The sequence below is a fragment of the Flavobacterium sp. UBA7680 genome, assembly GCF_002482975.1.
Lineage (GTDB): Bacteria > Bacteroidota > Bacteroidia > Flavobacteriales > Flavobacteriaceae > Flavobacterium.
In genome coordinates, this window is record NZ_DLHA01000019.1 from 134,439 (window position 1) to 150,317 (window position 15,879).

The 15,879-nt window shown below is 33.2% G+C and carries 16 protein-coding genes; 4 read left to right on the forward strand and 12 right to left on the reverse strand.

Translation table 11 applies throughout. The annotated features are described in order from the left end of the window. Window positions 1-269: 269 nt before the first annotated feature. Window positions 270-1,211, reverse strand: coding sequence for an aldo/keto reductase (locus tag B3C18_RS05570; protein ID WP_291143682.1), 942 nt, complete (start codon window positions 1,209-1,211; stop codon window positions 270-272). 398 nt (window positions 1,212-1,609) lie between these two features. Here B3C18_RS05570 and B3C18_RS05575 point away from each other — a divergent pair, with 398 nt between their 5' ends. Continuing rightward, window positions 1,610-2,335 carry a carbonic anhydrase family protein gene (locus tag B3C18_RS05575; RefSeq protein WP_291143685.1) on the forward strand — a complete coding sequence of 242 codons (726 nt, stop codon included), beginning with the start codon at window positions 1,610-1,612 and terminating at the stop codon, window positions 2,333-2,335. A gap of 78 nt (window positions 2,336-2,413) precedes the next feature. Here the strand turns inward: B3C18_RS05575 and B3C18_RS05580 are convergent, their stop codons facing one another. The 5 genes from B3C18_RS05580 to B3C18_RS05600 form a co-directional block, all read right to left on the reverse strand. Then, a complete protein-coding gene (locus B3C18_RS05580) occupies window positions 2,414-3,436 on the reverse strand; it encodes an LLM class flavin-dependent oxidoreductase (protein ID WP_291143689.1) in 1,023 nt (340 codons plus the stop codon). 88 nt (window positions 3,437-3,524) lie between these two features. After that, the gene (locus B3C18_RS05585; RefSeq protein ID WP_291143692.1) at window positions 3,525-3,731 is read right to left on the reverse strand and encodes a hypothetical protein; all 207 of its coding nucleotides are present in this window, start codon (window positions 3,729-3,731) and stop codon (window positions 3,525-3,527) included. A gap of 446 nt (window positions 3,732-4,177) precedes the next feature. Next, window positions 4,178-4,792 (reverse strand): pyridoxamine 5'-phosphate oxidase family protein, encoded by a 615-nt coding sequence (locus tag B3C18_RS05590; protein WP_291143694.1) that lies wholly within the window; start codon window positions 4,790-4,792, stop codon window positions 4,178-4,180. Between the two features lie 313 nt (window positions 4,793-5,105). Next, window positions 5,106-5,672 carry a porin family protein gene (locus B3C18_RS05595; protein ID WP_291143697.1) on the reverse strand — a complete coding sequence of 189 codons (567 nt, stop codon included), beginning with the start codon at window positions 5,670-5,672 and terminating at the stop codon, window positions 5,106-5,108. A 32-nt stretch (window positions 5,673-5,704) separates the two neighbouring features. Beyond that, window positions 5,705-6,469 (reverse strand): hypothetical protein, encoded by a 765-nt coding sequence (locus B3C18_RS05600; RefSeq protein WP_291143700.1) that lies wholly within the window; start codon window positions 6,467-6,469, stop codon window positions 5,705-5,707. Window positions 6,470-6,748: 279 nt separating this feature from the next. Between B3C18_RS05600 and B3C18_RS05605 the strand changes: the two genes are divergently transcribed. From B3C18_RS05605 to ilvN, 3 genes are all read left to right on the forward strand, one after another. Further along, the gene (locus B3C18_RS05605; RefSeq protein ID WP_291143703.1) at window positions 6,749-7,852 is read left to right on the forward strand and encodes a sensor histidine kinase; all 1,104 of its coding nucleotides are present in this window, start codon (window positions 6,749-6,751) and stop codon (window positions 7,850-7,852) included. Further along, window positions 7,849-8,616 carry a LytR/AlgR family response regulator transcription factor gene (locus tag B3C18_RS05610; protein ID WP_291143705.1) on the forward strand — a complete coding sequence of 256 codons (768 nt, stop codon included), beginning with the start codon at window positions 7,849-7,851 and terminating at the stop codon, window positions 8,614-8,616. Before B3C18_RS05605 ends, B3C18_RS05610 begins: the two co-directional genes overlap by 4 nt. Window positions 8,617-9,149: 533 nt before the next feature. Beyond that, the gene (gene ilvN, locus B3C18_RS05615) at window positions 9,150-9,647 is read left to right on the forward strand and encodes an acetolactate synthase small subunit (RefSeq protein ID WP_291143708.1); all 498 of its coding nucleotides are present in this window, start codon (window positions 9,150-9,152) and stop codon (window positions 9,645-9,647) included. On the opposite strand, the gene B3C18_RS05620 is transcribed toward ilvN, so the two are convergent. From B3C18_RS05620 to B3C18_RS05645, 6 genes are all read right to left on the reverse strand, one after another. Continuing rightward, window positions 9,648-10,706: a hypothetical protein gene (locus tag B3C18_RS05620; RefSeq protein WP_291143711.1), complete on the reverse strand. Its 1,059-nt coding sequence runs from the start codon at window positions 10,704-10,706 to the stop codon at window positions 9,648-9,650. 68 nt (window positions 10,707-10,774) lie between these two features. Next, a complete protein-coding gene (locus B3C18_RS05625; RefSeq protein WP_291143714.1) occupies window positions 10,775-11,911 on the reverse strand; it encodes a helix-turn-helix domain-containing protein in 1,137 nt (378 codons plus the stop codon). A gap of 92 nt (window positions 11,912-12,003) precedes the next feature. After that, window positions 12,004-12,843, reverse strand: coding sequence for a DNA-binding domain-containing protein (locus B3C18_RS05630; protein ID WP_291143716.1), 840 nt, complete (start codon window positions 12,841-12,843; stop codon window positions 12,004-12,006). Window positions 12,844-12,852: 9 nt separating this feature from the next. Next, on the reverse strand, window positions 12,853-13,767 hold the full coding sequence (locus tag B3C18_RS05635; protein ID WP_291143719.1) for a DUF692 domain-containing protein: 915 nt from the start codon (window positions 13,765-13,767) through the stop codon (window positions 12,853-12,855). Further along, window positions 13,757-14,344 (reverse strand): hypothetical protein, encoded by a 588-nt coding sequence (locus B3C18_RS05640; RefSeq protein WP_291143722.1) that lies wholly within the window; start codon window positions 14,342-14,344, stop codon window positions 13,757-13,759. Before B3C18_RS05640 ends, B3C18_RS05635 begins: the two co-directional genes overlap by 11 nt. Before the next feature lie 16 nt (window positions 14,345-14,360). Further along, window positions 14,361-15,878, reverse strand: coding sequence for a ferritin-like domain-containing protein (locus tag B3C18_RS05645; RefSeq protein ID WP_291143725.1), 1,518 nt, complete (start codon window positions 15,876-15,878; stop codon window positions 14,361-14,363). Window position 15,879 lies beyond the last annotated feature (1 nt).

Here is a 15,879-nt window from a genome sequence, read left to right on the forward strand (position 1 = left end):
GTAAAAATTTTACATTAAAAGTAATCAGTATTAAAAGAATCAATAACTAAATTGTTATAAACAGGCTTTTTTCAGGTATGGCTAATCTATTTAGTGTCATAAGCACACCAATTCCTAAAATGAATATTATCATTCACTTTATTAGTTGTTTAGGAATGGATAGCGGGTATCTTTCAGATTAAAAAAAGGCAAAAAAAAAGCCTCTAATTAAAGAGGCTTTTTTTAATATATCATAATCAGAACATTATAAATGTCATATCAGTTATGCTTTAACTCCATTCCGGAAACTGGGTTTTATTTAAGTCCAGCTTTTCAATTGCACTTATATCTCCCTTATCAAGTTTGAAATTAAATATATCCAAATTTTCTACAATATGTGCTTTTTGAGAAGATCTCGGAATGGAAACAATACCACGTTGATAATGCCATCTTAAATTTACCTGAGCAACGGTTTTGTTATGCTTTTTGGCAATCTGAGTGAATACTTCATTTGTAAAAAGTCCATTACGGCCTTCTGCAAAAGGTGCCCACGCTTCCATCTCAATATTATGTTTCTTTAGCAAATTATATGCCTCTCCCTGCTGAAAATAAGCATGTGTTTCAATCTGGTTTATAACCGGTTTTACCTGCGCATAAGACAAAAGATCAGCTAATTGGTTTGAATCGAAGTTGCTGATGCCAATAGCCCTAATTTTTCCAGCTTTGTAAAGTTCTTCCATTGCTTTCCAGGATCCTTTCACATCACCTCTTGGACGGTGTATAAGGTATAGATCTAGATAATCAAGTCCCAATTTAGTCAATGTTTCTTCAAAACCCTTTTTAGCATTTTCATATCCGGCATCATCAACCCATAGTTTTGAGGTAACAAAAAGATCTTTTCTGTTAATCCCACTTTGTTTTATTCCTTTGCCCACTGCTTCTTCATTTCCATACACTTTTGCAGTATCAATAAGACGATAGCCTACTGATAGAGCATCAGCCACAGATTGCTGGCATACTTCGCCTCTAAGTCCGTAAGTTCCAAATCCGAGCATCGGCATTTTTACGCCGTTATTTAGCTTAACATTTGTAATCTCTGCGGCATTATTATCCATTATTTCATTTGCAAATAATTTAGGCATGCCAAACAGACCTAGATAAATTCCTGCGGCTGCGGTGCTTTGTAAAAATCTGCGACGGTTTATTTCATTTTTTGGGTTTTGGTTATTCATATAGTTAGTGTATTAGTCAATTTATATCAGTTAATAAAAGTATATATTATATTTTAAATTGAATATTAATTTTTCAATATGGAATTAATTATTAGAAGGTTAACGTTTACCACATATAAAAAAACTCTAAATCAATGATTTAGAGTTTTTTTATATTGCTATAAGTAAAAATATTCTACATCAATAAAACTACTTCATGACAAAAAAAAGTCATTCTGTAACGTTTTATCTTATCATTTTAAATGAGTTTTTAATTTTAAATCAGATTTCTCGAAACGCTCTGCCGAATACAATCTAATTGAAAAATATCCCTCCATTGTAAAAGCCTTTTTTAGAAATTAGAGCTGTCTTACAGAAAACAATTCACCTAATTAATTTAACCTTAAACCTCAAAAAAAATGAAAACAAAAATCCTTTCAATCTGCGGAAGCGCAGTATTATTAATACTTTTTTCCTGTAATGATAAAGGAAAAGACTGTCCGGAAACTCCGGCTTTAAGAGAACGAATTATAACGGCAAAAGAGCAAGCAGCTTTAACGCCAGAAGCCGTTATTAAAAGCCTTAAAGAAGGCAACGCACTATTTGTTGCTAACAATGTTACAGCCAGAGATCATTCAGCAATGGTCAGAAATGCTGTTCAGGGGCAATTTCCAAAAGCGGTAATTCTTTCCTGCCTTGACAGCAGAATTCCTGTAGAAGATGTTTTTAACAAAGGCATTGGTGATCTTTTTGTAGGTCGTGTAGCGGGTAATTTTGCCAACACCGACTTATTAGGAAGCATGGAATTTGGCTGTAAACTTATGGGCGCAAAAGTGGTTATTGTTTTAGGACACGAATCGTGTGGTGCCATAACATCTGCTATAAATAATAATGTAACATTAGGTAATCTTCCTGCAATGCTTGAAAACATAAGACCTGCAGTAACAAATTCACAAGACTTTTCTGGAGATAAAACTTCAGCAAATAAAGAATTTGTGGCCTATGTTTCAAAAAATAACGTACTCAATACTATAAAAGTTATTAGAGAAAAAAGTCCAACCTTAAAAGAAATGGAAGACAAAGGCCAAATTAAGATAGTTGGAGCTTATTATAATATGAGTTCTGGGAAAGTAGATTTTTTATAAAGACAATCTTTATACTAAACGAAATAATATGATAAACAAAAGCTCCCTCAAAAAGGGAGCTTTTTATATTTTCAAAAATTAACGCCAGCCCAATTCCGGGGCGATATATTTTAGAATAGAAGACAATATATGTACATTATAATCAACCCCCAAAGTGTTGGGTATTGTTAGCAATACTGTATCTGCTTCCTGAATTGCTTCATCCTGAGCAAGCTCTGCGATAAGTTTTTCCGGTTCGGCTGCATAACTTTTTCCGAAGATGGCACGTTTATCGCTTTCTATATAACCAAAACTATCAGCAGCTTTACCCTGATTTCCAAAGTAAAGTTTATCCTGATCATTAACCAGAGCAAAAATAGATCGGCTTACCGAAACTCTTGGTTCGCGATCATGTCCGGCTTTTTTCCAGGCTTCTTTATATATCCTGATTTGTTCTGCCTGCTGGATATGGAAAGGTTTTCCGTTTTCGTCAAATTTCAACGTTGAACTTTGCAGATGCATTCCGTTTTCTGCTGCCCAAATGGCAGTAGCATTCGAGGCTGCTCCCCACCAAATTCGATCGCGTAATCCTTCAGAATGTGGTTCCAAACGTAATAATCCGGGCGGATTTGGAAACATCGGATATGGATTTGGTTCGGCAAATCCTACACCATCTAACCTCTCTAAAAACTCCAACGCTTTTTTGCGTCCCATATCAGCATCTGTTTCCCCTTCTAAAGGTTCATAACCAAAAGAGCGCCAGCCGTCAATAACTTGTTCCGGAGATCCCCTGCTGATTCCTAATTGTAAACGTCCTTCTGAAATTAAGTCTGCGGCACCGGCATCTTCAACCATATACAAAGGATTTTCATATCGCATATCGATAACGCCTGTCCCAATTTCTATTTTGCTTGTTTTGGCACCAATGACCGAAAGCAAAGGAAAAGGAGACGCAAGCTGCTGTGCAAAATGATGTACTCTGAAATAAGCTCCGTCTATGCCTATTTCTTCTGCAGCAACAGCTAAATCAATAGATTGAAGAAGTGTATCGCTTGCTGTACGTGCTTTATATGATGGATGATTGGCCCAATGCCCAAACGATAAAAATCCTATTTTTTTCATAGATAGCATTGTTATAATTTATAATCTCAAATATACGCATCATTTTAATTATTGGCTGTCGAAAAATGGCTGATCTTCAAATTTATAATTATTTCATCAACAAATTATAACAGTTCTTTAAAAATTTTTTGATCCAAAAAGTAGGAGCAATTCTGCTTTTTTCAATAGTAAAATCGACTGATTCCTTTGTTTCTTTAACTGCTGATGTTTCTATTTTATTTTTAAATGAGTTCGAAAAGAAATTTTTCTTAGATAAGTTTATTTTAGGGTCAATTATAGGATTTATAATTTTCATAATCTTTAAAATAAATTCTGTTACTACGACCTAAACTATTTTAGAGATTAACAAAACAGCAATGAAGAAAACTATGGCAAATACCATTAAATTGATAAATCTATCCTTATTCTGTAAAGATTTTTTTGATACATATAGTTTCGTAATCTCCTTACTCCTTGTTTTATTTGCTTTCATATTAGTTTTAATTGATATTGATTTATTTAAATTTATCTAACAGAAACAAACTACATGCCAGAGCATTTTAGATAAAAGCAAAATACTAACTATCAATAAACTACAAAAAAAGCATAGCCCTCTTATTTTCAAATACCTATCAAAATGATACGATAGGCTATTCAAAATGAAAGGGATATGCTGTAATAAGGAAGTTCAAAAAGCGAAGCAATGAACTTAATTCGACTACCTATTTTAAATTCTTCAAAAGAATAACGGTTTTTCTCTAATTATTTTTTGGATAATTCTAATTCAAGTTCTTTTACTCTATTTTCCAAATCAGAAATATATTTTTTCTGCGGTAATAAGGCCTGTTCAATTTCTTCAGTTGAATAACGCGGAGTAATATGCTGCGGACAGTTCCAGTCGTAAGCCTGAATTTCAAAAACCATCATTCGCTCCGGACGAAACTTGTAATCTTCTGGTTTTAAAAGGTCATATAATTCCTTGTTTTCTTCTAAATCAACAATTTTCGCTTTTGCATAAAGTTTTAATCTTGCTCTTTGCGGATATGAAACCATAATTAAAGCTACTTTTTCATTCTTAGAAATATTACCCGTAGAAATATATTGTCGGTTACCCGAAAAGTCAACAATTCCAATTGTTTTGTTATCGATCACTTTAATAAATCCGGCTGGTCCGCCGCGATGTTGAATGTATGGATATTCATTTTCTCCAAAACTCGCCATATAAAAACTATCTCTGTCACCAATAAAGTTAACTTCGTTTTCTGTCAATCCGTCTACAACCGACATTTTTTCCATACGATCATAAGCGCTTCTGCTTCCCGCTTCTTCCTGCATTTTTTTAATAGTATCTGTAAAAGCTAATTGTCCGTAATTCATAATAGAAAATTTAAATTGTTCTTAAATCTATTCTGTAGTGCATTACAAAGTTCAACTATTATATAGTAATATGAAATGGACAATTTTTACATTATGATGGATAATTATTATAGATGCAGAAAAAAAGGTTCGCTATTGCTAGCGAACCAAATCATCTTTTTTAATACCTAAACTGCTGTCTATTTTTTCGTTTAGTTCTATTCTCGCTTTCAGTATATAAGTGATCGCTGTGCTAATTAGAAAAAATAAGGAAATAATCAATATTACCAATGTAACCAGAAGTCCTTTTATTATTTTCCAGGAGTTCATCATCTTAAAACAAACGAACAGATAATCCTGCCTGAATTTGCTGGCTGTTTGCCTTTTCTCCAAAGTTACTCACATCAGAAAATCCCCAGATATATCTTCCATAAATCGTAATGGGTCTTATATTTATTTCGGCTCCGGCAACAACAGCAAAATCTGTTTTTTTGAAAAGCTTTTTACTATTATCTAAAACACTTTGATTACCGCTGGCCAAAAAACTGAACTGAGGCCCCGCCGTAAAAGTGATGAACCCTTCACTGTTTAAACGCAGCAATACTGGCACGCTTACATAATTAAGTGTTTTATCTTTTTTGAAAGCATCTTTAAAAATATCTTTATAACTATCTGTGATTTTGGTATTAGTCTGATTGAATAATACTTCTCCCTGAATACCTACAAAATCAGTAAAATTGTAATATACAAAACCACCCAGCTGATAACCCAGCTCAAAATCACTATCAAAATTTTTACCATCTAATTTATTCATATTTACCCCGCCTTTAACACCAAGATGAACCTGACTGTAACTAAATACAGACATGAATAAGGCTGTGGCTGCAATAATTTTTTTCATTTTTTAATCTTTTAAATTTGAATTTTGTAATACTATTTTTTTACGTAATTTGAGTATTCCGTAATCGTTTGTATGTTAGTTGCCTGACCTATAAATTTAGCTTCCATAGTAAGGTTTTCATTTACAGGAACAAATTGTTTTGCCTGATCGTTCCACTTGTATTTCAAGACAATATCAAATTTATCAGCAGTAAGGATATTCACTTTTACCGGCTTTTCGTTAAGCGTTTGTACTTGTTCCAGTTTTTTAGTTTTAAGATTGATTGTCATATAAAATCGGCAGTCTTTTACAAAAGCATTTTCTTTAGCAAGAGAGCTTGGATCTACTTTGTAACTAATTACCAATTGATCTTGTGTTTCCTTTTCAATTTTATACGTTGCATCGTCTGTTGGAGTTGGAGCTGCTTCTGAAGCTTTTCTTTGATTTTTTCTAAAAGAATTCACCTCTGATTTTGATGGCGATTTTCCATCAATAGAAACAACAGTCCATGGCTCAGTTCCTGCATTAGAAGGGTCAAATTTGGCGATTGTTTCCGTTTCCTTTGCGCTCGTTATAATGGTTTGTTTAAAATCGAAAGCAAAGTTGTCAGGTTTTCTTATTTTTTCAGGATTAAGAATACTAGAGTCAATTCCGTATTTAAAAAAGGTGTCTAATATTTTTGATTTTTGTGCCGAAACCGCAGAAGTAAACAGTACCATAAAAAAAAGAATTAATGCATTACGCTTATAATTTTGCAATTGAGAATTTGATTTTGCAATACTGAAATCTTCCTTTGTCATTACCATTGTTTTTTTCATTTTTGTGATATTAATTGTTATAATTATGGCGCAAAAATATTGTTGATAAATCTCTTTCAGGGAATTTTTAAAGTGAAGCGGCAAATCTGTGCGGTGAATCGTCAATTTGAGATATTGAACTGAAATGGGATTGTTTCTGTTTTGCGAAAGCCTTTATATACATGCATTTACAGATGAGTAAATAAATTAAAAGTACCGCTGTTTTATTTTAAAATCCTTTTATTTGCACTCTCAAAAAGGAATCTAACCAACTTTTGATTTCCTCTAAAAACAAATTTTGTGAACCACACCGACGAAATAACTGATCCTGTAAAAAAGAGCCACTTAAAGAGTCTGCTCTTAATTACGTTTTTATTTTTAGGCTCATACTCTACCCTGTTTATCATATTTCCATTTGCTTACTGGAAGGAATATTTTAACCTGCCAGCTCATTTAATGCTGATTGATATTTCAACGAATATCCTTTTTTGTATTACAATATTAGTTACCAGCCTTTTTATTGACAGAGTTTTAAATAAGAAAATATCATGGATGGTTCGCCCTATAACACGCCTGATCATTCAAATTGTATGTCAAACCTTTGGGGCTCTGCTTGTCACTATTGTTTTAAGCACTATATATTATATCTACGGAGAGTATTTAATTGTGATACAACCAATTAATGTAGGCGTACGAGAAGCAGTATATACCATTATTTCGATCGTTTTATGGGCTTTAATGGTGAGTGCTCTTAATACGGGCGATTTTTTATTAAAAAACTGGAAAAATGCGACTTTAAAAGCCGCAGAATATAAAGTAAAGGCGGCTGAAAGTAAACAAATTGCTGCCGAGATAGAATTGCAGGCACTCAAATTACAGCTGGATCCGCATTTTGTATTTAATAATCTTAGTGTACTTTCGGAGTTAATTCTTAAAGATCAGCAGTTAGGATATGACTTCACCGAAAATTTTGCCAAAGTGTATCGTTATTTGCTTCTTAATTCTAAAAAGAAATTGATTCCGTTACAAGAAGAATTAGATTTTCTTGACGCTTATCTTTTTCTTATTCAGAACCGTATGGGCGATAGCTGTACTTTTCAAATTGACATTGACAAATCGAAACTAAGTATGCAGATTCCGCCTATTACGCTGCAGCTTTTTATTGAAAATGCCTTAAAACATAATCGCACGGAAGAAGAAAATCCATTGCTTGTTAAGATATATTCTAATGATAATGATGAATTAGTGATATCGAATACGATTTTACCGCTTATAAAAAAAGCTTATTCTACCGGAATTGGATTGAAAAACATCGTAAATCGTTATGCTTTATTAAGTGATAGAAAAGTTTCTATAGAAGAAAACAAAGAGACTTTTACCATAAAAGTACCACTCATCAAATGAATACTATAAAAAAAATATTGATCCTTGAGGATGAAAAACTGAATTCGGAAAGAATTAAACGTTTGATAGTCAAAATAAAACCCGATACAGAAATTGTGGGTGTTTTGTCGAGCGTTAAAAATACGGTTTCATGGCTCTCTGAAAACCCATCACCAGATCTTATCCTGATGGATATTCAATTAGCAGACGGATTGAGTTTTGAAATTTTCAATCTCACCAATCTCACCTGCCCTATTATATTTACAACGGCGTATGATGAATATGCGATTAAAGCTTTTAAATACAATAGTGTGGATTATCTGCTTAAACCAATTGAAAAAAATGAACTTGAAGCCGCTATAATAAAGTTAGAAAATTCTTTACAACAGCCTGTCAATCCTAATTCACAGATTGAAGAACTTCTTGCTTACATGCAGCCGAAGGAATACCGAAATCGCTTTCTAATTCCTTACCGGGACGGTTACAGAAAAATTGATGTAGAGGATATTGCTTGTTTTTATTCGAACCTGAATATTAATTATGCATATTTGTTTAATGGTGAAGAAGTTGTTGTACCGCATACGCTGGAAACACTGGAACAGGAATTAAACCCAAAAAGTTTTTTCAGGGCAAACAGGCAGTATATTATTCATATCAATTCGATTGAAAAAGTAAACAATTATTTTAATGGTAAATTGCAGCTTAAGATAAAACACAGCAAAGATGAGGCTGTAATTGTAAGCAGAACAAAAGCTTCATTATTAAAATTGTGGTTAGATTATTAAAAGAAATTTAAACACATAGAAACATAGCCTTTAACACTTTCAAAAAACGCGTTTCACTTATTTACAACACACATAGACAGCTATGTGTTAGAAACATGTTTCTTTTTATATTCTTTTGCACACATAAAACCTATGTTTCTATGTGTTAAAAGATTACTTTTTTACTTGATTCAAAAAAACTTTTTGTAATCTTATAAAAATCAATACATTTGTCGCTCATCCTAAACAGAAAATGAAAAACTTAATTAACATCACTATTATTAGCAGCATTATTATCATTCGATAATGATCAGGGATGTTATATAAATAAGTACACGATACAATTTAAAACCTCCCTATTTGGGAGGTTTTTTTATTTAAAATATACATGAAAAATTCAATACAAATTATTATCAGCGCAATTATCATTATTCGTCTACCGTGACGAGGCAGGATTCTATTGCATAATAAAAGCCTTTCTCTGTCAAATGAGAAAGGCTTTTTTATTTCAAAAAAACACTATTTACAAATAATTCAAATAATTAAACTTTTAAATGAAACAAGAATATACTTTAACCGCCTATACAGAAGATCAAATGGGATTACTGAATAAAATAACCGTTATACTTTCGCGACGAAAAATCAGTTTAGAAAGCCTGAATATCTCTACTTGCGAAATCGACAAAATGTACCGATGCACGCTCGTTATCAATGATACTTTTGAAATCGTTAGAAACGTAGCGCTTCAAATCGAAAAAATCATAGAGGTCTATAAATGTTACTACAGCACAAACGACGAAATCGTATGGAAACAAATAGCATTATTTAAAGTAACTACTTCGAGTATCATGAACGAAGAAATGAATGATTTATTTAGAAAATATAATACCCAATTTATAACTATCGAAAAAGATTTTATGGTTTTTGAAGCAACGGGACATGAAAACGAAATTAATAATTTAGCTTTAGAATTAAAGGAATTTGAATTGATCGAATTTATAAAAAGTGCCCGAATTGCTGTTACTTTAAATAGTGGAGCTTTTGAAGTATAATTATTTCAATTCCATTTGAAGTGTTTCTCCGTTCATTTTTCCATTTAAAATTAACCGATTATTTGATCGTATCAATTTGCCTTTAAAATTATCTAATTTATCAGAAGGATATCGCCAGCGAATGGTAATTGAATCGTTTTTTTCGTTTAGAAAATATGTGCCAATATATCTGTATCTCCAATCATTAAAGTCAAAAGCTATTTCATCGTCGAGATCCATATAAACGGTTGTCAATACGCTGTCTTTAGGACTCTTTGCTTTCAGGGAAATATTATTTATTTTTAAATTTTGAACCTGATATTTTCCGGTTAATTGCGGATGTTTATTGGGATAATCATAAATGAAATAGAAAAATATCGGCCAGATAAATAGAGATATTCTGTATATATTTTTATAATGATTGGAAATATTTAAACTTTTAGTGCCTTCTAAAGGTTTAAATATAAAACTGATTAGTCTTTTTGAATCCTGAGATAAAAAGTAAAACACGCCCAACAATAATATTATACCATGCATCAACGGACCTGCCGGCATGTGATAAAAGATATCCAGACAGTTTATGAAAACTAACATAGGTACTAACAGAATCAGTCCAAAAAGTCTTGTTCTTGAAAAGAGTAAAAGTACTGCACTTAAGATTTGTAATAAGGCAATGAAAACAGTAAAAGGATAGGAATATTTGAAAAATGACCATAGTAGGGTTTCACCCGATAAACTACTAAATGGCGTATCTAATATACCTAGCGGCACTATCATTTGAAGCCCTTCAATTTTATGAAAACCAAACATAATCATATCTAATGAAAAGGCGTAAATAATACGATGCTCGAGTCTTGTTTTTAATTCGATGCCATTTATAGATTTTTGCTTTTCCATAGAATGCCACACAAAAGGCAAAATCAAAGATGCAATTAAAAAAAGAATCGTAGCAGTAATTAAAAAAGGCGGCGGAATCCAGGGAGAAAAATACTTAATAGATAATCGTAAAAAGATTGCACCGATAACTAAGCCAAAGCACAAACCTAACCAAATTTTGTTTTTTAAAGATGTTGAATACATAATGTTGCTGTTTAAATTCTCAGCAAAAAAACATTTTATCAGAACTTAAGTCGTCCTGATGTACCCATTCAGACCTCTTTTGGCATGTTTATTTTCATGTATTCGCTTGGAGTAAGTCCTGTTTCTTTTTTAAAGGCATTATTAAAAGTTGATTTTGAGGTAAACCCTGCTTCATAAGCAATCCCAAGAATGGTTAAATGACTGAATTGCTTTTTTGACAGCATGTCTTTAACTTTTTCTACTCTGTAATTATTAATTAATGCGTAGAAATTCATGTTGTAACTGTTGTTGATTACAAAAGACAAATTATTCATTGAAATTCCAACTTTATCAGCAAGCGAAGCCAAATTAATTTCAGGATCTGTAAACACTTCTTCTTGTTCTAAAAGAGTATTCAAAATTGATTTATATTTTAATAGCTCATCATCTTGTAATCGGGATACAGGCTTTTCGGTTTGAAAGCTAAGATTAGGGTATATAATATTTTCAAGTGCTATGTTTTCGTTTTTATTAGTTAAGAAAACTTCTTTTTGCCTTAAAAGGTTATAAACCATAAATAGTGTCAATATCAAATACAAATAAGTACTAAGGGAATTAAGAAAGTCATTTTCTTTTATTTTCATGATTATAGACAAGACAATCATTAAGAGTATCCAAACTAGTATGTTTAACAGCCATTTTAAATCTCTTTCTTTTTTTTGAGATGAAAACAACAATATACTGCTTCTGTGTTTTTTTAATAATTGATACGATAAAATCCAATACGTGATGAGTTGAACAGGGAATACTGATGCCATCAAACGTCCAAGTATATGGCTTGCGCGTTGTCCTATTAGATCAGAAATATTTCCCAGTGAAAGAAAATAAGGCAGCGATACCACAAGAATAAATACTATTGCTGGTATAAAATGCATCCATTTTTTTCCAAACTTTATTTTACCCAAATGTGTGTAGTACCAAATACTTAAATAAAAGCTTGGAGCAACAACAAAACGAGATAATTCAGAAACTGGAATAATATAAGGAAACTTTACATCCAGCCCTTCCTCCCATACTATTTTGCTCAACAAAGCAAATCCCATTGACAAAAGAAAAATACCAAACCACAGATTCCCTTTTCTATTATACGGAATATAAAAAATGGCTAATATCCCTATTAGAAAGCAAATCGCGACTGAAAATGAGTTAAGAATAATCTCCGGCATTTAACTGGTTTTTAATTTTACTTATCAAATGTAAAATTTTAGATCTTATTTTCTTCAAATTGCCTTCATATATTCCTGCATTATAAACGTTTTCAAGTTCTAAAAAAATTAGCACCAATCCAACGCTCCTTCCAACTGTTCCAAACTTGTTCAAATTGAACATCATTTTCTTTATAATGAATTTTAAACAATTCTTTTGCCACAGCAATATCTTTATGCTCTTTCAGAATACATAAAAAATCATATTGCTCTTTGTGCAGATCGTAAATTGCCAGTTTAAATTTATGTCGTAAAACCACGCAATAACTTTCGTTTTGAAGAGGTAAATCAGGATTCTTGTCATTTTTGAATTCAGAATAGTACTTTCGAACAGGAAACTGGAACTTAAATAAGGCACATACAGGCACTAATTTTAGTTCATCTTCGGGTGTATCGATTGTGGCTAATTGGTAATTTTCGTCTGCTTTTTCATCAAAAAGAACACCAATGGCGTATTCAAATTTGGCGAGTTCAATCATAAAATCAATCCAATCTTCTTTCTCATCCTCATTAGCATCGGGTCTGTTATTTTCCAGATATTCTGCAAAATGGGCTCCCAGAAAAGATAAATTGTAATTATAAGAAGGTTTTGACGCCAGATAATCATCTGCGAAAGCGCAAAAAATTGCTTCGCCTAAAGCATATTCTAAAGCACTAAATTGTTGTGACATGCAATTTCGCAACCTTGCAATATAACTTCGCTGGTAAATCGCTAAATGTTCCTGAGCAGTAAGCTTTTCTGAATGACAAATTACATCTTCAATTGAAGCTGCATTTTCTGCATTCGAAAGCAAATCATTAGGGTTTACTCCTGTTTGCTGATAAGGATCGAGCAAAAGCTGCTGCATCCATTGCTGAAAGTCTTTTAATGGTATTTTTACCGTTTTCTGCATCTTTGGAGTTTATAAAAATTTGTCAACAGCGAATAAATTCAATGGGTTTGAAACTTGTTCTTTATCAATAGAAAAAACTTCTTTTTCAACCCCTACAAATGCTGCATCCATATATTGTTTTGATTTAAGCAATTCAGAATGGTACACATCAAAAGCCGGAATGTTTCCATCCCATTCTAATAAAATGGATGCCTGATCTGCCAATTGATAAGCTTGCTGAAACAATTTCCAAACCTGACTGTTTACTTCCCTATCGTGTGTATCAATAATATAATTACCGCAATTTTGATGGCCTGCCAAATGCATTTGAACTATTTTATCATGCGGAATTCCGTTGATGTATTCTACGGGATCAAAATCATTATTAAAAGAAGAAACATATACGTTGTTTACATCCAAAAGTAATCCACAGCCGGTTTCTTCGGTCATAATTCGCAAAAATTCCCATTCCGGAAGTGTCGAATTATTGAAGGCTGCGTAGGTACTTGGGTTTTCTACAATCAGCGGTCGTTCTAAATAATCCTGAACTTGTCTGATTCGGTTACAAACATGTTTTAATGAATCTTCGTTTAACGGAAGCGGTAATAAATCGTGCGAATTGGTGGTTAAAACTCCAGTCCAGCACAAATGATCACTAATCCAGGCTGGCTGAACCTCAGCTGCCAATTGTTTTAAACTCTTTAGATAATCAAAATTTAAGGGATCAGTGCTTCCTATAGAAAGCGATACCCCGTGCATTACCACGGGATATTTTTCTGCTATTTGTTGTAAAATGTGTCTCGGACGTCCATGTGAATCCATAAAATTCTCAGAAATTACCTCAAACCAATCTACGGCAGGGTTCTTTTCCAGAATATGTTCAAAATGCTGACTTCTGAGTCCTAATCCCAATCCTAAATTGGGTAATCCAAGTCTAGTGTCCATTATTTTTGGGTTGACAATTTGAAAGACTTTCTGGTAATTTTTTAGCGCTTTCTTCTTCCATTTTCAAAACTCTTTCGGCTGCTGCAATTTTTCTTTTAGCAGGATCGTTGATATACGAACAAGATCTTGAACCGCTTTGCCCGCAAGAAGAATAATCTACTCCTGAAGTTCCGCGAATTGAGTTTACATATTCATCGCTTGGTCCGTATTTTTCCGGAGCATCTCCAAAGGGCTTTTTATTTTTCTTTCTTTTCTCTTCAAAGCGAATTCTGGCTAATTGCCAAACACTAAGTCCTTTATTAGGACCTTGTGCCATAAAACGGGAAGACAAAATGGGTACACCACAGCTTCCTTGATAACGACAATCATTTTCACCGGGATGACAAAGTTCTTCGGTAGTTCCAAAAATTCCGCATCCTCCCTGCCCTTTACAAGCGTTTAAGGTGTGGCAAGGATGACCAACTGCTGTTGAACAATCGCCTTGACCTGCACAATCATTATTTCCTGAATATCCCGCATTTTTGCATGAATTAAGCCCCATGCATACATGAAGTTCTTTAGTTACTAATTCTGACATGTTGTATATTTTTATATTAATGATGGTTTTTGTAAGGTGTACTTGGTACTTTAGGAATATCGGCTTCGATACTATAATCCAATCCTACGTCTGGTAAAGACGGGAAATAATTTTCGCTTTTTATAGCCCAGCCCCAATTTACAGGATCGGCTTTTGCCAATTGATCAACCAAACTCATGATTTGTGCTTTTGGTCTTAAGAAACTTTGTTCAAACGAAAAAGGTTCAAATGTCAAAGCTCCTTTAAAAGCCTGATTGCCTTTAGTATAAGTGTATTGATTAATTTGATTACCCACACCGCTTAAAAGCCAGATCATTGATTTATGAATACCAAAAATGAATAAATCATATTGTGTACTTTCGTCTTTATGATAACACGCTTCAATCATTAAAAGGATATAAGCAAAAACTGCATTACCTAATTGTGAACATAATGCCAGTGCCTGATTGTTTGAAGCTATATAATCGGCTGTTTTAGGATTAGCATCGGTATCATATACAAAATAGCTGAAGAAATCATCTAAGCCCTGAATTTTACGGAACTTTTCCTGATAGTGCCCGCCAAGTGTATAAGCTTCCAGAAATTTGGCAAAATGAGCGGGTTCTTTTCCAGAATCATCATAATCACCTTCCCAAAAAACTACTTTGCCATCAACAATATCCATTGGCACAGGCATTTTATTTTCGCCCCAAATTAAGGTATGCTGCTTGTATTTACTTTTTCCTTCTCCCTGATCAATGATGCGCTGAATAGCTTCAATTGCCGATTTAGCGTCGTGTACACCAACAAGTCCTTCACTATCATCTGTATTGGCAAATTGAGGATTGTGGTCTCTGTCATAATGTACCGTATTCATTGAATTTTGAGAATAATACGGTCTTGGACGATCCGGGTGAGCCGGAGGAAGCAATTGTGGTCTATGATGCTTATAAGGTCCCGGAAAATCTTCTTTTATACATTTAATAATCATTTCATATAAAAGTCCAATAGTTTGATATTCAACCGTATCAAGCAATTGTGCATTTGCATAAGGATCTTTAAACGGCTCAGGACTTTCAATTTGTAAAAATGTAGTCAATTGCTTCAATGACAATTTTGCTGCATCAATTTGAAATTCAGGAATATGTCCGTCTAATTCTGTTGGAAATGTTAATACTTTTCCAATTCCCATTAAATCCGGTGCCGATTGACAAACTGCTTGTTTCACATTACATGCAAGTGCCAGGTGCAGCATTTCTTCAATAACAACACTCATAATTAAAGCAGCCGATTTGTTGGAATAAACTAATATATCCAGTTTTAGGTCTTGCGCTAATTCATCAATTTCGGCAGCAGTGCGCACACCAGATTGTGAAAGCTGAGCATGAAGTTTAGCGTATAGTTTATCCTGATCCTGCGCTCTGTTTATCGAATAATAGGTTGACAAATACGTGGGAATTGTAGCAAGCTCCAGTGCAATTGCTTGTTGCATTACTTCTTCGATATTATCTGGTGTTACCGAAGTAGAATAGGTAAATAGTTTTTTGTTTTTCATT